The organism is Mesorhizobium sp. M2A.F.Ca.ET.043.02.1.1 (genome assembly GCF_003952405.1).
Classification (GTDB): domain Bacteria; phylum Pseudomonadota; class Alphaproteobacteria; order Rhizobiales; family Rhizobiaceae; genus Mesorhizobium.
On the sequence record NZ_CP034445.1, the window covers coordinates 12,881 to 33,620 of the forward strand.

The window sequence follows — 20,740 nt, forward strand, 5'->3', positions numbered from 1 at the left end:
TTCGATGGTGCTCTACGCCGCCGACGGGATGGTCTATAGTCGTCGGCAGCCTGGCCGGTCGGCGTCGGTAATTGCTGCGTGACGGTGGCCGCGCCCTATGAGGGAGCGATCGCATGATCGTCGAGCTGAACGACATCCGGGCCGCGGCCGAGCGCATCAGGGGCAATGTCCGCCGCACGCCGGTGGTCGAGGCGACCAATCTCGAGTCGGGAGTTGGCGAAGGCTATCGGCTTGCTTTGAAGCTTGAGCTGCTGCAGGTCACGGGCTCGTTCAAGGCGCGGGGCGCCACGAACCGGCTGCTGGCGCTCGATGCTGCCGACATCGCTCATGGCATCGTCACCGCATCAGGGGGAAATCACGGCATCGCCACGGCCCGCGCCGGCTTCATGGCACAGGTGCCGGCCACCATTTTCCTGCCGAACAACGCCTCGCTCGAGAAGATCGAAAAGCTCCGCGCTTGGAAGGCCGACGTTCGGATCGTTGGCTCCGCCTGGCATGAATCCAACGTCGCCGCCCTCGCCTTCCACCGCGAGACGGGCGCGGCATATTTCCATCCCTTTGCCGACGCGGATGTTGTCGCCGGGCAGGGAACGGTCGGCCTCGAGCTGCTCGAGGATCTGCCTGAGATGACCACCGTGCTCGTGGCGATGGGTGGCGGCGGCCTTATCACGGGGGTGTCCACTGCGCTCAAGGCGCTGAAGCCGGGTGTGCGAGTGGTCGGCATCGAAGCCGAAGGATCGCCGGTGCTGCTGCGTTCGCTGGAGGCGGGCCGCAACATCGCCCTCGACAAGGTGACCACCTCGGTAGCAACAATGTCGTGCGCGCGCTCCGACGATCGAATCTTCGAGGCCGTTCGCGATCGGGTCGATGAGATCGTGCTTGTCAGCGACGACGAGATGCGCGCCGCAGCCAAATGGCTCTGGTTCGAAATGGGCTTGGCAGCGGACCTCAGCGGCGCTGCCGCCCTCGCCGCCCTACGCAACGGTCGCATCTCGATAAAGAAGAATGAGCTGGTCTGCGCGATCGTTTGCGGCGCCGGCTCTGATGCAATTGCCACCTAAGCGCAGGCGCTTTGTATTCGCATCTGGCAATTGAAGCTTGGTAAAATGGAGACCGCTTCTAGCAACCACGACCTCTACAGTGGTCGCCGGCGATGTCCGCATTCCGGAAGTTGCAGGCTGATCTCTACGGCTGACTGTGGGCGCATAGCTGCCTTCCCGACATCGGGCCTTGCCCTAGCTACTCCCAAATACGAGCAACCGGTAACCGCATACAATAGAAACAAAGGGCTTGCCTTTAAAGCGCGCCATATCTCTCCTGAGGTGCACAAACTTGCTCGCTCTTCCGGTTCGCGCGGCTTCTCGGCGCGGTGATGCTCCCACCGGCGCGCAGCGACGATTGCGTGCGCTTCAAACGCAAAAAAACCGCCCCGGTCAGACCGGGACGGTTATGATAGAATTGGTTGCGGGAACAGTGTTTGAACCTGGTAACCTCACTTTCGAAGCCCTATCGACAGACAAACCGGTTGCATCGCTGTATTGCGGTACCCTACTCTGACTAGAACGCCATATCCTAGGCGGGTGGTATGTTCACGTTATGATGGAAGATGTTGTTCGGGTCATAGCGCGTTTTCAACTGCCGCAGCCTTGCGAGGTTTTGACCATAGGCGGCCAACGCTGCCGCGCCGGCGTCCTCGTCTGCCCCCAAATAATTTGCATAGCGACGCTTGCCAGCAAAGGACTTGAGTACATCGAAGCTGGCGCGCGCCCAACCGGTGGTGCGATCCGCAGAGGCCTTGTCCATCCATTGGCCAAGCACGAGCGTGTTGAAGCCAATGTCACGGAGCGCGAAGGAGGTGGATTCTACCGGAACGCGCGACGCAAAGCCGTGGAAACCTTCCAGCAAGATCGAGCTTGTTGGAACCGGGCAGCGCTCATACGCGATCACGAGGGCCTCGACAGCATCGTCGTCAAGGCGCGGAAGGAACGTGGACTTCCAGTAGTTGAATGCGCCGGAAGGGAAGCCCGCGTCCAGCATTCCATTGAGGTCCACATAGGGTATCGGCCCTAACGCATCCACCGCTACGGTGCCAAAGCTCCGGATCTGGCGTCCAACGATCTCCGCATCTTCGGGTGAGCCGATATGACAGGAAACGATGGCAACGATCGGGGTGCCCGACCCGTCTGGCGCGGTAGTTAAGCCGGCGACGAGCATAAGGTCGTCCGAGGCATTTTCAGCGAGGTCCCGGAACCCGCGGAGGACTTGTCTCGCCTCATGGAATGGAAAGGCAACGATCCCTCCGAACACGACTGGGCCGACGGAATGCAGGCGGAACTCGAAGGAAGCGGCAACGCCAAAATTGCCACCGCCGCCACGGAGCGCCCAGAAGAGATCGGGATTTGCGTCGGCGCTCGCCGTCACCACGGAACCGTCTGCGAGCACCAGATCGACGGAGATCAGATTGTCCAGCGCCATCCCGTATTTCGGCATAAGCCATCCAAGGCCGCCGCCGAGGGTAAGTCCAGCAACACCAGTACTTCCAATCACGCCTCCAGTGGTCGCAAGACCATGCAACTGGGTCTCTCTATTCAACTCCCTCCAAGTCACCCCACCCTCGACTATGGCCGTCCGGGCGGCAGCATTCACGTGAACTCCTTTCATCAAGGAGAGGTCGATCATAAGGCCATTGTCGACCACTGCACGCCCAGCGACGTTGTGGCCGCCGCCGCGTACGCAAATCTCCAGTCCGGTCGCCTGGGCGTAAAGGACAGCATCGACGATATCGGCAATACCTCGACAACGGGCAATGACTGCGGGGCGTCGGTCGACGAGGCCATTGTGTATCCTCCTTACCTCATCAAAAGTGGGCGCGCCGGGCTGGAGAATTGATCCGAGAAAGTTGCGAGCAAGTTCTGTTTGGACTCCCATGACGCTTCCCCTCCTGTCAGGCGACCGCACTGTCGCGGAAGCCACGGTGAAACCGGCGCAGAAAGCGAACGGTCCGAACGATTCTACGACGGAATTTATTAGCCAAGGGGATCATGATCCCGGCGACGATCCGATGCAACAGCTGACGTTGCCGCTGGATCCCAGCGCCCGAACCGCGCGGGCCAGGTTCTTATGCGGCTTTAGCGGCAGGCTTGAACATTCTCTTTAATATCTAAGCGCGAATATCTAAGCGCGCTCGCAAAAAACCTCAGCCTTGACGCCATGGGCCCTTCGGATTCTACGTACCTTCCGCGGCGCCCTCCATCGCCACTGAAAACCCAGCGACGTCTGCGGCCATGATGGCTGCGAGGCAGGCGCGTGGGTGTCATTCGGGTAGACCTGAGGCGCGCATTGCTTCGATAAGACTCCCGCGAGCACCGGCGCGCAACCGATGGCGGAGCACTGACCGGTGCTGCTGAAGTTGGGTTGCAGTTGTATCACGCGCTCGGCAGCCGCTTTCCCATTCAACGGATGGACACGGCGCTGGATCAGCGTTTTGAACCAACTTTGGCGAACCGCTCTGTAGCCCCTTGGCGAATAACGACTATGTTAGTCGCTAAGGGTGGTTGTTTTCTGCAGGAAATCAATACGACTGGCTGATTCGCCAACCCGTTTCCTTTCGTATTCTCTCGTATCTGGCGAACCTGAGGATCACGAGGAGGGCTAATTCAATCCAATCGGGGTCAGCCGTCACTGCCAAGAAAGCGGCACTGATTGCTTTGTTGACCTGGTATGAATGCGACTGGTTTGGGGCCGTTAGCGGAACTCCGGTTTAGCGATGATTGAGCTATGAAGCGGACCTTCCAGCCAGCATATTCTCGACGCTTCGCAAGCTGCAAACCTCACCTCAACGGCCTCAACGGCTGGGACATAACGGCGCGGAGCTATTCGCCATTGGTGCCATTTATCTTGGGGAATAAGAATTCGAGACTGCTGATCCGATGCGCAGAGCTGTTTAGCCGGCCACGTCCAGAATGCCTTGGTTCTTCCGTTTTGCCAGCAGTTGCGTCAGCCAATCCGGATCCATTGCCGGCACGGAAGAGAGAAGCCGTTCTGTGTAGGCAACCTGAGGTGATGTCAGGATCTCGGTTTTCGAACCGTGCTCCACCACCTTGCCTTGGTGCATGACGACGACCTCGTCCGCGATTGCCCTTACTGTCGCGATATCATGGGTGATAAAGATGTAGCTGACGCCGAGTTCGCTCTGTAGGCGTATCAGAAGCTTCAAGATTTCTTCTTGCACAACTTGATCCAGTGCCGAGGTGACCTCGTCACAAATGATGAGCTCGGGATTCGCAGCGAGCGCGCGCGCAATACAGATCCGCTGTTTCTGGCCTCCCGACAATTCACCGGGCAGCCTATCAAGGAAACTTTCGTCCATCTCGATCATATGCATGAGTTCGCCGATCCGGCGGTCGCGCTGCTCCCCTTTTAGGCCTAAATAGAACTCAAGCGGACGCGCGATTATGTCCTCTACAGTCTGGCGAGGGTTAAGCGCGCTGTCCGGCGACTGATAGATCATCTGAATACGCCGCAGCAGATCTTTCGAGCGTTGCTTTAAGGACAGGGGAAGCGGCTGGGCGTCAAATGAGATCGAGCCCGAAAAAGCGGGCAGCAAACCGGTAACGACGCGGGCGAGCGTCGATTTCCCCGACCCTGATTCGCCCACCAACGCTACCGTTCGGCCACGCGGAACCTTGATGGACACGTCCACCAGCACCTTAACCCTTCCAGCATAAGCGGCGGTTACATTGTCGATGATCAGTAAATGGTCCCGGGCCTCAATTTCTGGCTTGGCGAGCTTTCGCACAGCCCAGAGCGTCCGAGTGTATTCCTGGGTGGGGGCTGCAAGCATCTGCCGTGTGCCCGCTTCCTCGACAGTTTGTCCGTGGCGCAGGACCATGATCCGGTCTGCCATCTGCGCCACTACGGCCAGATCGTGCGTCACGTATATCGCCGCAGTGTTGAAATCTTCAACAATACTGCGGATTGACGCTAGAACCTCGACTTGAGTCGTCACATCGAGCGCAGTTGTCGGCTCGTCGAACACAATCAAGTCGGGCCGGCTCGCCATAGCCATGGCGGTCATGGCCCGCTGTAATTGGCCGCCGGATACCTGATGCGGATACCGGAAACCTATAGTCTCAGGCTCTGGAAGTTGGAGCCGTTTATAAAGCTCCACAGCATCACGGTTGGCCTCACCTCGGCTGGCGATCCCGTGCGCAACCGCCGTTTCAACGGTCTGATCGAGGAGCCGGTGAGCCGGGTTGAACCAGGCAGCTGCGCTTTGCGCCACATAGGCAATACGGGAGCCCCGGAGGCGCCGACGGCGTGCTTCGCTCATTGACAAAAGATCGGCGCCATCGAAGGCCACGGAGCCTTGGGTAATACGGCATCCTGGCTTGGCATATCCCATTGCAGCAAGGCCGATAGTCGACTTTCCGGCGCCGGATTCGCCGATTAGTCCAAGCACTTCTCCGCGTTTGAGTGAGAAATCAACGCCGCGCACGATCGGGTGCCAGCGCTCGCCGGAAAAGCCTTCAACGTGAAGATTGCGGACCGTGAGAAGATCTGTCCCCCTTTCGCGCGCGATGACATTGCTACTTTTCATCACGCAGTCCGCTCGTTGAATGCAAAAACCAGTCTACGACGAAGTTCACCGCTACTGTGAGGAGGGCAATGGCGCCCGCCGGCAGAAGCGGCGTGACATCGCCATAGGTAATCAGCGTCGCGTTTTCCCGCACCATCGATCCCCAATCGGCGGATGGCGGCTGTATGCCGACGCCCAGGAACGACAATGCTGCAATGGTTAGGAAAACAAAACAAAATCGCAGACCAAACTCCGCAATGAGCGGCGGCAGAACATTGGGCAGGATTTCCTTGCGGAGAATCCATGCGGGGCCTTCGCCCCGCAGCTGCGCGACCTCGACATATTCCATCACCACCACGTTCAGGCCAACTGCTCGCGCCAGACGGAACACGCGCGTCGAATCGAGCAGAGCTATGATCAAGATGAGGCTGGCCATTGAAGAGCCGAAAATCGAAAGCAGCATCAGTGCGAATATCAGGCTCGGAATCGACATCAACACGTCCACGGCGCGTGACAATAGCTGATCCAGCCAGCCCCGGTACATTGCAGCGAGAAGGCCGAGCGTCACACCCGCTGCGAAGGATAAAATAGTTGTGATGAAGGCGATGCCGATCGTGTTGCGGGCTCCGTAGATCAGTCGTGTAAGCATGTCGCGACCGAGTTGGTCGGTGCCGAACGTAAACTCGTGGCTCCAGGGCGCGAATGCCTCGCTAAAGACCTGCGTTTCTCGATATGGTGCGATCAGAGGCGCAAATAACGCGACGATAATGTAGCAGAGGATCACACCCATACCGAACCAGGCGCTGAGTGGGGCCTTTTTCAGCGCTATCCTCATGCGAGATCGGCGCGTCCGCCTCACCCTACGCGCTCTGGTGGTCTGGATCACAGGCTCTGCACTTGTCATCGTGGGTGCAACAGTCTCGGGTTGGTTGCGATGGAGATGATATCGGCGATCAGGTTGAGCAGGATGTAGGCTGCGGCGAACACAAGCGCGCAGGCTTGAACGACCGGTACGTCTCTTGACCTCACGGCGTCGACCATCAGTTGCCCGACGCCGGGATAGACGAACACCACCTCGACAATCACGACGCCGACGATGAGATAGGCAAGATTGAAGGCCACTACCGTCACAATCGGGGCCCAGGCATTTGGCAAAGCGTGCCGGACGACGACAACCATTGGCCCCATTCCCTTCAATCGGGCCATGTCGATATAGGGGCTTGAAAGCATGTTGAGAATAGCCGCGCGCGTCATTCGCATCATGTGAGCAACGATGACAAGCGTGAGGGTGATGGACGGCAGAGCGGCACGCCAGACGTGGTCCCAGAAAGGGGTCTCGTCGTTGATATTGGCCAGCGTTGGGAACTTCGGTACGACGTTAAGGGTCCAGTTGATCGAAATCGCCAGCCAGGCTGGTAAAGACTGGGCGAATTCGGTGCCCGCAAACGTATCGCGCGAGATAACCAGGAAGGCGAGCATGTAGGCCACGAAAAATTCCGGGAACGAAATGGTCGTAAGTGTTACCGTGTTTACAACCCGATCGAACCAGCTGTTGCGATATAGGGATGCGACAATCCCCAACCCCAACGCCAGCGGCACCGCGATGAGAGCGGTCATGACCGCCAGGAACATGGTGTTGTAGAGACGAGGCGCGATGATCTCCGCCACGGTGCGCCGGTAACCTGTTCGGCTGGCGAAGGAGGATCCAAAGTCGCCCTTTACCATCTTGCCAACCCAGCTGAAGTAACGCTCGACTGGCGGGCGATCGAGGCCGATCTCGTGTTGAAGGGCCGCGACTGTTTCCGGGGTGGCAGATTGACCGAGCGTTGCCTTGGCGAAGTCGCCGGGCAGCATTGCGACCGCCGAAAAGATGATGATCGAAACAATGAACAGGGTAATCAGGCCGAGACCTAACCGCTGTAGAACCGTTTTGGCGACCGAATTCAAACGCATGCGCGCATTCCCAAGATTGCGCCGTCCGCAGGGCGAGCGACGCAGTTGGCAAACACCCTACGCCTCCGCCATCCACCAGCGCTCAGCCATCTTCAGTCCGTCATTTTCCCAATTGGGCGCCACATCGCCATGTCCTAGTTTCTTGGATTTGGCGCTTACGAAGTTGTTAAATACCAGCACGATGCTCCCGCCATCGTCATGGGTCAGCTGCTGCATTTCGCCATACATGTCGGCCCGCTTGGCCTCATCCGTCTCGGCTCGCGCCTGAACAAGCAATTCGTTGAAACGAGGATTCTTCCAGAATGACTCGTTCCAGCTGGATTCCGCTGCGAAGGCTTGTGTGAACATCCAGTCGGCTGTCGCGCGACCACTCCAATAGGAAGCGCACCACGGCTTCTTGAGCCAGATATTGTCCCAATAGGCGTCCTCGGCCTCGCGTACCACATTCACGTCGATGCCGCACTGTGCGGCCGTCTCGCGAATGAGCGCCGCTGCGTCAACCGCACCTGCGAAAGCGGCATCGGCGACCGAGAGATCAACCTTCAGCTTTTCCATTCCCGCCTTCTTCAGATAATGGCGGGCTTTTTCAGGATCGAAACGGTGTTGCGGCTCCGGGTTCTTGTAAAACTTGATCGCCGGCGCGATCGGATTGTCATTGGCAACGGTTGCGTGTCCGAGGAAAATCTTGTCGGCGATCTCTTGACGGTTGATCGCCCATTTCATTGCCATGCGCACATCCGGATTGTCGAAAGGCGCCATAGTGACGTTCATCGGCAAGGTATAGTGGCCGTAGCCGGTGACTTCGATGATCTCGATTTTTGGGTTGCGCTTCAACATGCCGAGTGTCTTCAGATCGGCGCGGCCAATGTAATCCACTTCCCCGGTTGAGAGGGCAGCCATGCGTGCGGCCAAATCCGTAATGGCGATGAATTCCACCTCATCCAGGTAAGGCTTGCCATTCTTGAAATAATTCGGGTTGCGCTTGAGCTTGGCCGAAACGCCGGGTTGGAAATTCTCGAGCACGAATGCGCCGGTTCGGGTTCCTGATCCCCAATCCGCTTTCCCATCCACGCTCGGCATGATGACAAAATGATAGTCGCTCATGATGTAAGGGAAATCGGCGTTGCCGCTGTTGAGCGTGAAGACAACCGTCTCTGGGCCATCCGCCTTGATGTCGGAAACGGATTCAAGCAGAGACTTCGCCGCTGATTTGGTATCGGCACCCATGTGATAGCGCATAGAGGTCACGACATCTTCCGCCGTCACGTTCTTGCCGTTGTGGAAGGTGACCCCCTTGCGCAGCTTGAAAACCCACGTTTTGGCGGCGTTCGAAGATTCGAAGCTCTCGGCCAAGTCCGGCTGGATGTCGCCCTTGGCGTCAACCTCCGTGAGGCCGTTGGACATAGCGCCCGAGAAGGCCGTTTGCGTGAAAGTATCCGGATAGCCGGCCGGATCTATGGAATCTGTCGTCGCGCCATGCGCCATGCCAAGCTTGGCAAAGCCGCCTTGCTGTGGTTGTGCCCGTGCTACGGTGACGAAGATCTGATCCGCGGCAGCGACGGTAAGGCCCGCCGCTATTCCCAAATGGATGAAGTCGCGGCGGGAAACCTTGCCGCGCCCGATCAGACTTTGCGCAATGCGAAGTTTGTACTCAGATTCAGACATTTTCGCTCTCCCATTTGCGGATTTTCCGCGTTTTTTTGAACACTCCTCAAGCAAGCTTGTCCGGCATTTATTGTTTCATTGCTTGCCGCTCCGTGCACTTGACTATTGATCGTTTTCTACCGTCACGCCGTTACATAGATGTTGCCGTCCTCAACTGTGACCGGGAATGTTCGCGCACGCACAGTTGGGTCGACGAGTGCCGAACCAGTTTTGATGTCGAACTCCCAGCCATGCCAGGCGCATCGCACGATCTCGTTTTCTCTATGATAGATGAACCGCGCATCCTCGACCGGCGCGGTCGTCCCGCATTGCGGCCCTTCACATAGGGGCGCGCCTCGATGCGGACAGATGTTGAGCAGCGCATGGAAGGTTTCTCCGATGCGGAACACACCCACCGAAAGGCTACGGACTTTGGCAATGACAGGTGTGCCGGCCTCGATCTCGTCAACGCGGCAGATGAAGGTTTTCTCGCCCATATTCTGCTCCGTCAGGCGGCGTTCGCGGTCAGGATGGCAGGAATGCGCTTGTAGACGTCGAGCGCATTCTGACCCATCACCTTGACTTTCCAGGACGGCGGGATGTGGAGCGTGTTGGCGTCGTCATAGTCCCAGTGCGGATAGTCTGACGCGAACATCAGCGTGTTCTCGCCATCCATCGCTTCCAGAATGGACCACAGATGCTGGACGTTGGCTGGCTGTTCCAGCGGCTGTGTTGAGAAGCGGATGTTACGGCGGCAGTATTCCGACGGTAGCATTTTGAGCCATGGCGTTTCTTTACGCAGCGCCTTGTAGTCAGCATCGAGGCGCCATAGCACCGTCGGCACCCAGGCGACGCCGCATTCGATCACGACGAAATAGAGTTCTGGCCATTTCTCGAAAACGCCGTGAGCGATCATGCTGGCGACATGGCTGATCGCCGACATGTGCAGAATGGCGTGTGTTTCCCAGAAGAAAGTTGTGGGGGCAGGCGCGACGGCGTTCCAGTTGACGCCTCCGTGCCCGCCGAGGTGAATGGCGAACGGCAATCCCATTTCCGCGCAGGCTTCATAGATCGGGTGGTAGAAGGGATCACCATACGGCTTCACTGAGCCTTGGGAGGCTAGAACCTGGACCATGCGCGGATGACTGCCCAGCCGGCGGATTTCAGCGGCCGCCAGCTTTGGATCCTGGGGCGCAATGACGATCGAACCCATGAAGCGATTGTCCTTCGGCAACCACTCCGCGATCTGATAGTCATTGTAGGCACTGACCAGCGCACTAGCGTAATAGGGATTTGCCAGCGTTGAGGCTTCAATGGGCTCGTCGCCGGTCAGGATCGCCACGCCGACATTATATTTGTCGAGGTGTTTGTCTTTCATGATCCGGTAGTTGTCCGCTTCAGTCTCAGGCCGCACATCCTTTCGGGAGAAATCCTGCGGATGAAACCAGGGGCGATGGCCGTGCGGGAACGATCCTTTCGGGCCAGTCTTCTCGCCCTCGATGAACATGTCCTTCCAGATGCCAGAAAGATACGGCTCTAAAACCGTGGCGCTTGACCAATAGTTGTGACAATCGCAGTCGACGATAAACACTTTAGCTTTCGCTCCCTGTCTAGCCCGGCCGTGCTGGCCGTTTAGTGCCTCCACCTTCCGCCTTGACAATTGCCGGATCAAGCCAATGATCTCTGGGTAACGATCGGCTTTTTCGATTAAGGTACGACGCATGCAGCTGGACCACATCGAGACGTTCCTCGACATTATTGAATCGCGGAACTTCAACCGGACTGCCGACCGGCTGAACATTACTCAGTCTACGGTCAGTACTCGGATCAAGAGTCTCGAAAGCGCGGTAGGGTCAGAGCTTTTCCATCGTGGTCGGGCTGGCGCTGAGCCGACTGCGGCGGGGCGACGTTTCGAGGCCTACGCGCGAGCGATGCTTTCGACGTGGTCGCAGGCGCGCCATGACGTTCGCGCGTTCAACCGGTTCGAAGGGACGCTGCGTGTGGCCGCCCAGGTAGGCATGACACGATCGGTGCTGCCGGGGTGGGTGGAGGCGCTCTGCCAGGTGCTTCCCAAAGCCTCGATCCATGTGGAATCCGACTATTCCAATCAGATGGTGACCGATCTCAGCATGGGAAATCTCGACATAGCGGTGCTCTACGCACCCCGCTACCTTCCCGAAATTACTTATGAGCACCTCATGGTCGAGGAATATGTGATGGTCTCGACCTTTGCCAGGACGCTATCGGAGGTGAATCCCGACAGCTACATTCGCCCGGGCTACACCGTCGTGCTCGAGAAAACCCACTCGGAGCTGATCCCTGCCCTGGCAATTTCGCGTCTTTCCATGGGATCCGAAAGCTTGGCCGAAGCGATGCTGCGGCGAACCGGAGGCAGTTGTTACATGCGCAGCGACGATGCCCGCAGGTTCACGGCCGAGTGCCCGTCGTTCCTGGTCGAGGGCGCGCCGACGCTTTACCAGCCAGTCCATACGGCCATGCTCGCCCGACGTAAGCATGAGCCGATCATCCGCAAAGGGCTTCGCGCGCTGCATCTCGCGGTGATGTCGCTGGAGATCTAGATCGAAATTTCCGATTAAAAAGCAGGCTCAAGCCCCTGTTTCGCGAAGGCCTCGGCTGCCATGTTGGCGCGTCATTGAGAGCCAAACATGAACGCACACACTTCGTTTCCGGCTTCCGAATTTGTTGCGCCTTTGCGGCAGCGCCAATGGGCCGACGCATCGCCGCAGGTAATGCTCTGCAGTCGCGTGATCGACGAGACGCACAACGTGAAAACGTTTGTCTTTTCGGCTGCGTCGGACCGCATGTTCTGCTTCAATGCGGGGCAATACGTGCTTCTTCGCCTCAGCATTGATGGGCTCGAGGTGACGCGACCCTATTCCGTTGCCTCTCCACCGACCCGTCCACTTGATTTGCAGATTACGGTAAAGCGGACACCTGGCGGGCTCGTTTCCAATTGGCTCCATGACAATCTGCGGTCCGGCGACGAGATCAGGATTGAAGGCCCACTGGGTTCGTTCAAACTCGATGGCTTTGCTAGCGCAAAGCTTCTCTTTCTCGCGGGCGGCAGCGGGATCACGCCTCTCATGTCGATGGTGCGATTGTTGACAGATCGAGCATTCGATTTGGACCTTCGTCTCATCTACAGCGTGCGCTCGCCACGCGATATCATTTTCAGATCGGAACTCGATGCACTCGCTGCCCGATTTCCCAACCTCGGCGTAACATTCCTTTGTTCGAAGGGAGGTCCCTCGCGGACGGGACCGAGCGGCCGGATAGACGGCTCCATGCTCCTGCGCCTTGTTCCCGATCTTGCAAAGCGCGCAGTCTACACGTGCGGCCCAGAACCTTACATGACGGCGCTGCGAGATGGTTTTGATGAGGTTGGCGTTAAACCGCTGGCCTATTACGAGGAGAGCTTCGGAGGGTACCCTAGCGGTGTTGCTCCGGATGACTTTGCCATTTCGTCCTTTGTCCATTTCGCCAAGTCTGGATTAGAACATCGCTGCGCGCCCGGAGAGACCCTACTGGATGCAGCGCGCAAATGCGGTGTCTATGTTCCCACCGCATGCCAACAAGGAGTTTGCGGCACTTGCCGAATAGCCAAGCTCTCAGGTGAAGTCGCGATGTGTGATCTTGGCGGCCTGACGTCCGAAGAGAAATCTGCGGGTTATATCCTGGCCTGTTGCAGCCGCGCGCAAGGGACGGTCTCAGTCGATCTTTGAGTCGGTCGACATTCTAAACGGCGATATGGCCAATGGCCTTAACATTTGGCGGCCTTGGCGGTGTGCCTGGTGCAGTGTCAAGGTCAAGCGTAGAAGAGCAGGTTCCAGGTTCCAGCGCGGCGCCAGCGGCATTTGCTTTCATGAGCGGCAAAGCTGACCTCTCAGGCATGTGCGGCGCAAAGCTGTCGTCCACGGTCAAAGAGACCGCTGACTGAGATGCGGCGCAAAGCTGCCGTCGAGCCGAACCCGCATAACGTTGCAACCCATGATCCGGCGGGTCAGCTCTGCTGATAGTGTGACCAATTAAACGAGCGACAAAGGACCGAAATGGATTTTGCGATCCCATTGTCATACCGGAGCGTGGGTTAGAGCGGCCCCGAAATCAATGAATTGTCGAGACAGCTACTCAGCAACAGCACGGAGAAGCAGGCGGCGATCATGACGGCGAAGATAGAGACTCAACCCCGAGCATTCGAGGACCGAGAGCATCGATGCAGTACTGCCATGTCCGCAATGTCCCAGCGAACGGACGTGGGGCGGATATTACGACGCGTATGACCCATCTCGGAAATCGGGCCGGATAGACTCTAGGCCAAGGTACCAATACAATCCCAATTGCCCGGCTTTCTGAAAGTATTCAACCCACATGGCCGAGACTCGAACCCAACGCCGCCTTGCTGCAATTTTGGCAGCCGATGTTGTTGGCTATTCCGCCTGATGGAACGCGAAGAGGCTGGCACACTAGCCGCATTGAAATCACGTCGGCAGGCCGTGTTGTCTCCATTGGTCGTCCAGCACAATGGTCGCGTAGTCAAACTTATGGGCGACGGTGTGCTTGTCGAGTTCGCCAGTGCAGTTGATGCGGTACAATGCGCGGTTGAACTACAAAAGGGATTCATTGCAGCTAACGAAGGTATTCCCGAAGCCTCGCACCATGTCCGCGATCGCGTCGCCGATGCCCGGGATTCTGGTGAGGGCGCCCGCGGCAATGATCCGATCAAGCGGCTGCGACAACGCAGCCAAGCTATCGGCAGCGCGCAAGTAAGCTTTGGTGCGATAGGGATTGCCTCCGCGAAGCGATGTGCGATGTGCATATTCCCTCAAGAGGCTGGCGACGGTCCGTGGATCGGTTTTTGCCATGGTCGAGGCAAACGGGACCGATGTCCCCGGGTTCCAATCAGGCGAACGAGGCGAAGCCTTGACCAGTCTTTCTGTCGTCGAGGAATGGGCTACAGATTTGGCAATAATTGGTCGGCTCGACCCCATCGCCAGGGATTTGCTGGCTGCGCGTTTCTTCAATTCACGAGCATCGCCGACGTGGAAATGCGAGGGCGCATCAATCGTCTTCATTTCCGCCCAGGTGATGGGCGCGGCGACCGGAGCGCCCGGTCGGGACCTCGCGCTGTAGGGCATGATCGCGGTCGCCCCTCGCTGGTTGCGCAGATAGTCGACAAAGATCCGTCCCTTCCGCTTCGCCTTCGCCATCACGGCCGTAAAGTGAGAGGGATCGGTCTGGGCGACGGCTTGAGCGAGACGATGTGCGAAGTCTTTCACTTGCGGCCACTCGGCCTGTGGAGTGAGCGGGGCGATCACGTGCACGCCCTTGCCGCCGGTCAGCATCGGGAAGGTGGTTAGCCCAAGCGATTTCAGAATATCCCGGAACTGGAATGCGGCAGCGCGCACGGCCTCGAAATCGAGACCTTCATCAGGGTCGAGGTCGAAGACGAGACGGTCGGCCTTTTCGACGTCCTCGATCCGAGCGCCCCACCCGTGCAGCTCGATCGTTCCCATCTGCACGCAGGTCATCAGCCCATCGGCATCGTCGACATAAAGGTACGGCTCCTCGTGACCGTCCTTTTCGGTGATGCCGACGTGATGGACCTTGTCGCCGAAGCTGCCGGCGTCGTGCTTCTGGAAGAAACACTTCTTCGCGCGGCCCTGGGGACAGCGAACAAGGCTGATTGGCCTGCTGCCGACCCAAGGGAGCATGATCTCCGCGACGGCTGCGTAGTGGTCGGCGAGCTGGCCCTTGGTGATGTTGGACTCAGGGTAGATTACGCGGCCGCGGTTGCTGATGGCAATCGTGCTCGTCGCCGGGGCCGGCAGCGTCGCTGTGTGACGTTCCGTCTCAAGCGCAACGGCTTCCGGCTTTTTGTCCTCGCGCAAGCCGAGATAGCTTGGATGGCGCAGTGTCCCTTCGTTGGTCATTTCAGTATAGGCGATCTCGGCGACAAGCTTCGGACGTATCCAGTGCGCGCCGCGAACTTCCGCGCGCGGTGCTTCGACCGTGGCGGCGCTCTGCTCGAGCGGCGCCATGGTCTTCATCAGCCTGGCCATCTCTGCGGTATCGAAACCGGTCCCGACCTTGCCGGCAAAGCGTAGCTTTCCGCCGTCATGGATCCCAAGGATAAGCGATCGAAACGCGCGATCCTTGTCTGACGGCGCCCGCCGACGAGTACGAATTCCTGACGCTTGATGCACTTGATCTTCAGCCAGCTTCCATCCCGGGCGCCAACATAGTCCGAATCCGCCAGCTTCGAGATAACCCCCTCGAGGCCGGCGTCGCAGAAGCGGTTCAGCAATTCTTCGCCCCGGCCTTGGATATGATCGGAGTAGCGAAGGATAGGGTTCTTCGCCGGCAGGATTCCCTCCAGTTTCGCCTTGCGCTCCAGGAGCGGAAGCCTCGTCAGGTCTTCGCCGTCGAGTTGGAGCAGGTCGAAGGCATAAAAATCGATGCTGGCGGGATCACCCTTCAAGGCGTTCTGGAGCGCCTGGAAACTCGATCGCCCCTGAGCGTCGATGACAACGGCCTCGCCATCGATGAGCGCGGATCGAACCTTGAGCTTGCCTGCCTCCGAAAGGATAGAGGGGAAGCGGCCGGACCAGTCCAGACCGGAGCGCGTATAAGCGCGCGCCTCTCCGCCGCCTACCGCGACGAGAATGCGGTAGCCGTCATATTTCATTTCGTGGATCCAGCGATCGCCAGCTGGAACCCTGTCCACCAGCTTTGCGAGCTGGACCGGCCGGAAAGCCGGTGGCGGCAGATGGGCCGCGCCGCGCGAGGCTGGCCTGGCAGGGCGAGTGGAAGACGCTTCGATTGTGGGCCGATGCGACGCTAACTTACTCACTTGACCTCACTCTGATGGAACTGAACTACCCAATGCGGCATTTGCAATCTGCAGCCTATTTCTTCAGTTTCTCCGAGGCCGCATTGGGCTTGTCGCAGTCGTTCCGACCCGCTTTATGAGGGCCTCGGCCTGGTCTCTGCTGATGCCCTGCTTGCGGGCAAAATAATTGACCTCGTACCTTTCACCGCCGGAGACCTGCCAACGGTCGCGCCGCCTCGCTTGGATTTGTCGTATGTCATTGTCGCCTCCCTTGTTGCCACAGCTGCGCCGGCACAACCGCTGGACCTGTAACGTTCTGGTTCGACTTGCGATCCTAGGCCGGGCAAGAAATTCCGCGTTTCCCCTGAAGTCGCGCGTGTCGACTTTGATGTTGTCCGTGTGAAGGTCGGGAATGAAGATGTCGCGGCTACGCAGCCTATTGCGCGGCCCCTCGCTGACCGGGTGCAGAACCGCCATTGCGGCGGTGGGAAACCGCTTTTCGTCGCCTAGGGTTTCGACGGCAATACCAGCTTTTCCAGAGCTTCCTACCGTGCTGGGAACCGCGGCCATCACATCGAACCCTTGAGATGCCGGACGTATGGGAACTTAGCACCGTCTCCCAAGTTGATCTGCGTTCAACTCCGGAGCACGAGCATGGCCGATCCCACGAGCACAAAACCCGAGGACGCCTCCCGCCCGCAACCCAGACCCGCAACACCCTCGCCGGCAACGGAGAAAGTGTCCGGTTCCGGCCCCGCGATCGCGGAGCATTCCAAAGATGCCAAGGCGCCCAAGGGCGGCCGTCAACCCGGCGCCTATGTCAAGCACCACCGATGAACGTCGCCAACCTACAGCTTGAAGGGCTGATGATGGCGGTCGCGGCCATCAACAATGCGCTGGTGCACCATGGCGTGCTGTCGATTGACGCCATCGACGACGCTCTGCGCAGGGCCGAAGCGTCCGTCACCGCCGACGAGCGTGTGTACGAAGATATGTCGCCGGCCCACCGGGAGGCGATCTGCTTTCCGCTACGACTGCTGCAACTGGCCAACCTGTCGCAGGACGAGACCGGCGTGCCGCCCTTTGCCGAGCTCGCGCGCCAGGTCGGCCGGACCAAAGATGCCCCCGCTGACCCTGCCTAATTATGGAGGTGGGGCCTACCGCACTACGCTGCCCCGCGCTGGAACGCTTCTACATAGGAAAGGGGCGCCTGGAGCGCCCAGACCACCTGGTCAGCATCATAGGTCACCCCGCCAGTCCCGTTCAGCGCCGCCGGCGCCAACCGGTTGAGCACGACAGTACCGAATCCATCATGGGCGATAGCCTTGACCCGGGGCCCATCCTTCTCGGTCCACGTCAGTTGGAACGTGCGGTCGCCGTCCTCGTCAGTCACTTTCCAGTTCAGCGTGATCGAGCCCTTGCGGCCGGACAGCACCCCGTACTTGGCGGAGTTGGTGCACAGTTCATGAAAGGCGATCCCGAGATACTGTACAGCGTTGGGGGTTAGGACCAGGGCAGGGCCGTGCAGGCCGATCGCGTCCTCGCGTCCGAACGGCTTGGCCTGGGCCAGCAGAAGATCTGCTACCGTCGCACCCTTCCAGTCGGCGGATACAAGCAGGTCGTGAGATCTCGACAGCGCCATGATGCGCTCACGGACCTGCTTCTCGAAAACGTCAGGGCTCCCCGAGCGTTTGTTGGTCTCGCGGATCATCGACAGGATCACAGCGTACTGGTTTTTCACCCGGTGGTTGACTTCGCGCATCAGCATGCGGATGCGCTCCTCGCTTTCCTTCGCGGATGTGATGTCGCGGGCGATCTTGGAGGCGCCGACGATACGGCCGGCGCCGTCGCGCACGGGAGAGATCGTGAGGGAGACGGGAATGTCGGTGCCGTCCTTGCGGCGACGGATGGTTTCGAAACTCTCGACCCGGTCACCGTTGCGGATCCGCTCGATGATCATGGCCTCTTCGTCTCGATACTCGGGCGGGAACAGCATCGTAATGTGCTTGCCAACAGCCTCCTCTGCGGTGTAGCCGAAAAGCCGCTCAGCACCCTGGTTCCAGGTTTTGATGAAGCCGCCGAGGTTCTTGCTTATGATCGCATCGAACGAGGACTCAACAACCGCCGAGAGGTGCTGGGCGGCATCCTCGCCCCGCTTCCGGTCAGTGAGATCGAACAACATGTTGACCGCGCCGATCAGCTCGCCATGCTCGTTGAGCAAAGGTGTCGGGAACGGCATGAACGGGAAGAGCGACCCGTCCGGCCGCTGTGCGATAGCCTCGACGCCACGCACCGGCCGATTTTCGTTGAGTGCGATCGCCATCGGACATTGGTCGTGAGGCAGCGGCTCGCCGTCTGGGGTGAAGAGCCGAAACGTCACACACCATTCATCCTTGCCGATCTTTGGCTCGCGGCCAGCCAACTCGGCCGCCGCTCGATTGTAGTAGGTGATCTTCCCCTTAGCGTCCGTCGTGTAGATCGCCACCGGTAGCGCATCCAGGATCTGGTTGAATCGGGCCTCCTGTTGACCCAAAGCTCGCTCGGCCGTCTTCAGGGGCGTCACGTCGATGGTGAAGCAGCGGGTATGGACCAGTTGGCCGTCCTTGAAGTACCCACTCGAACTGACTTCCACGTGTTTGATCGACCCGTCCCGGGCCTTCAGCCGCGCGGGATAGCGGTGAACCTTCTCGCCGCGTTTGAGGCGATCCATGATGTCGTGGATGACAGCTTCCTCTTCGTAGAAGCCAGCGATCTCATGGCCGATGTAGTCGCCGGGTTCATAGCCCAACAGACTCAATTCGGCGGAATTCGCATGAACGATGAGGCCGTCCCCGTCGACGACGTGCAGGCCGACTGCAGCGTTTTCGAAGAAGTCTTCATAATTGACTGCTGAGGTCTCAAGGTCGTCTGCCAACCCGGCCGGGTTAACCTTTCCCATGTATGTCCTGCTACTACCGCGTTGAGCTGCGTAGGAACTCCGGACGCGCCGCATGGTTCCCTCAGCTGCGGGCGGTGTCTTGCTAGCTTGCTTCGGGAGGGCTCCGATGGAGCCCTCCTCAGGCTGATGTCAGGCGGCTTCCGCGACCGCCCGATCGTTGACGCCCCCTTCGCCGAGCGTCGTCAGGGCCTCGTCGGTCGCCTTTTCCTCATCGAGCGTGGCGTTCAGGAGCTGTACAACGTCTTCCTTGCCCAGCGACTTCGCCCACGCAATCAACGTGCCGTAGCGCGCGATTTCATAGTGTTCAACAGCTTGGGCCGCGCCTACAAGCCCGGCGTCGAGCGACGGGGAGCCCTTGTACTCCTCGAGGACTTCGGCCCCCTCCTCCAGGATGCCGTCGATCGCGGGGCAGGTTTTGCCGCGAGCAGGCTTGCCGAGGATCTCGAAGACTTGCTCGAGGCGATCGACCTGTCCCTCGGTCTCGGTGCGATGTTTTTCAAAGGCGGCGGCGACCTTCTCGTCTTCAGCGCCCTTCGCCATCTTGGGCAAGGTCTTGAGGATTTTCTTTTCCGCGTAATAGATGTCGTTCAGGCCGTCGAGGAACATGTCTTCGAGGCTCTTCTCGGCGGCAGAGGCTTTCTTGCTTGTAGCCATCGGTGTTCTCCAGATGCAGCGTGTTGACCCGCCCGTTGACAGGCCATGGCTAACTCCGGGGTGCGCAACATGTTCCGGCCTTCGGGCACAAGGTGCGCAATGGAGCGCCCTAGCCGGGCCGGAACGAAAAACGGGCTTCTCCATTGTTGGAACGCTCCGCATTTCATCACCAGGACTTCCAATGGAAAAAACCTTCAATCGCGTTGCGACCGTCGTCGCACATGCTTCCGGCCGTCCGTGGGCCTTTGCCTTATGTTTGGCGTCAGTGCTGATCTGGGCCGTGACCGGGCCGGTCTTCCAGTATTCCGAAACTTGGCAACTGATCATCAATACCGGTACGACGATCGTCACATTCCTGATGGTCTTCCTGATCCAGAACACCCAAAACCGAGACGGCGCGGCTATCCAGGCCAAGCTTGATGAGCTGATCCGCTCCGGCGCCGCCAAGAACGCCTTCATCGGCATCGAGCATCTTACCGAGGCCGAGGTCGAAGAGTTCCGCGCGCTCTGCGCGCGGGCGAAAGAGAACAACGAACGAGCCCCCGGAAGTCGCCGCAAGGCAGTTGCATAAGCCTGGGCACTCGGCGGTGGCGCAAAATTGTATATGTAAGGGCTACGTGCAACAAAACACGCTCGTGTGAGTTGTGTAGGCAAGTGGTCGTCCTTCCGGGGTGTAGCCGCTCCCAATGGCAGAAAGCCCGTCGCGTACGCTTATTAGCTGCGGCGGGCTTTCCTCCTTTTGGGCGGCGTAAGCCTGGCCAGGTGCTCGCGACTTATCCCCACCATCTCCTCCAAGAAGTCTAGGAACGCCCTTGCCTTCTCCGTCGGGAGGCCGCCACCCTCCAATAGGGCGATGAGTTCGCGCTGGCGGGCTATATGGCCTTCACCATCGCGCACGAGCTGTTCAACCCGAGATATCTCATCGGCTGCCATGGCATGATGATGGGCGGAATGGGTGAAGAAACTGCGGCTGCTAATCCGCCAAGCTTCCTTCGCGGTGTTCCATCACTTCGAAGACGCTGTCGACTTCCTCGTTGATCTCGGCGGCCGGAATACCTTCGTGCTCTGCCATGCTCATCAGCTCGTCGGCCAGATCGCTCACGGCCACAGGGTCCTCTGTTAT

The 20,740-nt window shown here is 59.0% G+C and carries 19 protein-coding genes and 1 pseudogene; 7 read left to right on the forward strand and 13 right to left on the reverse strand.

Annotated elements, in window-relative coordinates; translation table 11 throughout:
- Window positions 1-113 precede the first annotated feature (113 nt).
- A complete protein-coding gene (locus EJ068_RS00045; protein ID WP_245463302.1) occupies window positions 114-1,061 on the forward strand; it encodes a threonine/serine dehydratase in 948 nt (315 codons plus the stop codon).
- Between the two features lie 511 nt (window positions 1,062-1,572).
- Here EJ068_RS00045 and EJ068_RS33010 read toward each other — a convergent pair.
- Entirely contained in the window at window positions 1,573-2,214 is a 642-nt protein-coding gene (locus tag EJ068_RS33010; protein ID WP_245463303.1) for a BBE domain-containing protein, read from the reverse strand.
- A gap of 60 nt (window positions 2,215-2,274) precedes the next feature.
- On the opposite strand from EJ068_RS33010, the gene EJ068_RS33015 reads away from it, so the two are divergent.
- Window positions 2,275-2,889: a hypothetical protein gene (locus tag EJ068_RS33015; RefSeq protein ID WP_245463304.1), complete on the forward strand. Its 615-nt coding sequence runs from the start codon at window positions 2,275-2,277 to the stop codon at window positions 2,887-2,889.
- A 1,054-nt stretch (window positions 2,890-3,943) separates the two neighbouring features.
- On the opposite strand, the gene EJ068_RS00055 is transcribed toward EJ068_RS33015, so the two are convergent.
- The 6 genes from EJ068_RS00055 to EJ068_RS00080 all read right to left on the reverse strand — a co-directional run bounded on the left by EJ068_RS00055 (window position 3,944) and on the right by EJ068_RS00080 (window position 10,766).
- Window positions 3,944-5,599, reverse strand: a complete 1,656-nt coding sequence (locus EJ068_RS00055) for an ABC transporter ATP-binding protein (protein ID WP_127249410.1) — start codon at window positions 5,597-5,599, stop codon at window positions 3,944-3,946.
- Window positions 5,589-6,413: an ABC transporter permease gene (locus EJ068_RS00060; RefSeq protein WP_126082613.1), complete on the reverse strand. Its 825-nt coding sequence runs from the start codon at window positions 6,411-6,413 to the stop codon at window positions 5,589-5,591. Before EJ068_RS00060 ends, EJ068_RS00055 begins: the two co-directional genes overlap by 11 nt.
- Window positions 6,414-6,478: 65 nt before the next feature.
- Window positions 6,479-7,525, reverse strand: coding sequence for an ABC transporter permease (locus tag EJ068_RS00065; RefSeq protein ID WP_127249465.1), 1,047 nt, complete (start codon window positions 7,523-7,525; stop codon window positions 6,479-6,481).
- 63 nt (window positions 7,526-7,588) lie between these two features.
- Window positions 7,589-9,196, reverse strand: a complete 1,608-nt coding sequence (locus EJ068_RS00070) for an ABC transporter substrate-binding protein (RefSeq protein WP_127249412.1) — start codon at window positions 9,194-9,196, stop codon at window positions 7,589-7,591.
- A 122-nt stretch (window positions 9,197-9,318) separates the two neighbouring features.
- Window positions 9,319-9,672 carry a Rieske (2Fe-2S) protein gene (locus EJ068_RS00075; protein WP_126082611.1) on the reverse strand — a complete coding sequence of 118 codons (354 nt, stop codon included), beginning with the start codon at window positions 9,670-9,672 and terminating at the stop codon, window positions 9,319-9,321.
- An 11-nt stretch (window positions 9,673-9,683) separates the two neighbouring features.
- Window positions 9,684-10,766 (reverse strand): amidohydrolase family protein, encoded by a 1,083-nt coding sequence (locus EJ068_RS00080; RefSeq protein WP_126082610.1) that lies wholly within the window; start codon window positions 10,764-10,766, stop codon window positions 9,684-9,686.
- Window positions 10,767-10,896: 130 nt separating this feature from the next.
- Here EJ068_RS00080 and EJ068_RS00085 point away from each other — a divergent pair, with 130 nt between their 5' ends.
- The 3 genes and pseudogenes from EJ068_RS00085 to EJ068_RS33020 form a co-directional block, all read left to right on the forward strand.
- Window positions 10,897-11,754, forward strand: coding sequence for a LysR family transcriptional regulator (locus tag EJ068_RS00085; protein ID WP_127249413.1), 858 nt, complete (start codon window positions 10,897-10,899; stop codon window positions 11,752-11,754).
- A gap of 87 nt (window positions 11,755-11,841) precedes the next feature.
- Window positions 11,842-12,918, forward strand: coding sequence for a hybrid-cluster NAD(P)-dependent oxidoreductase (locus EJ068_RS00090; RefSeq protein ID WP_127249414.1), 1,077 nt, complete (start codon window positions 11,842-11,844; stop codon window positions 12,916-12,918).
- Window positions 12,919-13,564: 646 nt separating this feature from the next.
- A pseudogene (locus EJ068_RS33020) lies at window positions 13,565-13,845 on the forward strand (adenylate/guanylate cyclase domain-containing protein); the annotation flags it as partial.
- On the opposite strand, the gene ligD reads toward EJ068_RS33020, so the two are convergent.
- The 3 genes from ligD to EJ068_RS33790 form a co-directional block, all read right to left on the reverse strand.
- Complete coding sequence (gene ligD, locus EJ068_RS00100; RefSeq protein ID WP_245463507.1) at window positions 13,801-15,327, reverse strand: DNA ligase D; 1,527 nt, start codon at window positions 15,325-15,327, stop codon at window positions 13,801-13,803. The pseudogene EJ068_RS33020 and the gene ligD sit on opposite strands and share 45 nt — an antisense overlap.
- Window positions 15,243-16,046, reverse strand: coding sequence for a hypothetical protein (locus EJ068_RS33025; RefSeq protein WP_348639305.1), 804 nt, complete (start codon window positions 16,044-16,046; stop codon window positions 15,243-15,245). The genes ligD and EJ068_RS33025 overlap by 85 nt, the downstream gene beginning before the upstream one ends.
- 63 nt (window positions 16,047-16,109) lie before the next feature.
- A complete protein-coding gene (locus EJ068_RS33790; RefSeq protein WP_348628721.1) occupies window positions 16,110-16,595 on the reverse strand; it encodes a DUF3606 domain-containing protein in 486 nt (161 codons plus the stop codon).
- A gap of 263 nt (window positions 16,596-16,858) precedes the next feature.
- Between EJ068_RS33790 and EJ068_RS00115 the strand changes: the two genes are divergently transcribed.
- Window positions 16,859-17,167, forward strand: coding sequence for a hypothetical protein (locus tag EJ068_RS00115; RefSeq protein ID WP_127249416.1), 309 nt, complete (start codon window positions 16,859-16,861; stop codon window positions 17,165-17,167).
- Window positions 17,168-17,190: 23 nt separating this feature from the next.
- Here the strand turns inward: EJ068_RS00115 and EJ068_RS00120 are convergent, their stop codons facing one another.
- Both EJ068_RS00120 and EJ068_RS00125 read right to left on the reverse strand, forming a co-directional pair.
- Window positions 17,191-18,963, reverse strand: coding sequence for a PAS domain S-box protein (locus tag EJ068_RS00120; protein WP_129554440.1), 1,773 nt, complete (start codon window positions 18,961-18,963; stop codon window positions 17,191-17,193).
- Between the two features lie 129 nt (window positions 18,964-19,092).
- Entirely contained in the window at window positions 19,093-19,617 is a 525-nt protein-coding gene (locus EJ068_RS00125) for a ferritin-like domain-containing protein (protein WP_127249466.1), read from the reverse strand.
- Window positions 19,618-19,798: 181 nt separating this feature from the next.
- Between EJ068_RS00125 and EJ068_RS00130 the strand changes: the two genes are divergently transcribed.
- Window positions 19,799-20,188: a low affinity iron permease family protein gene (locus EJ068_RS00130; RefSeq protein ID WP_126082605.1), complete on the forward strand. Its 390-nt coding sequence runs from the start codon at window positions 19,799-19,801 to the stop codon at window positions 20,186-20,188.
- Between the two features lie 402 nt (window positions 20,189-20,590).
- Here EJ068_RS00130 and EJ068_RS33590 read toward each other — a convergent pair whose 3' ends face one another.
- Window positions 20,591-20,719, reverse strand: coding sequence for a hypothetical protein (locus EJ068_RS33590; RefSeq protein WP_281059009.1), 129 nt, complete (start codon window positions 20,717-20,719; stop codon window positions 20,591-20,593).
- Window positions 20,720-20,740: the final 21 nt, after the last annotated feature.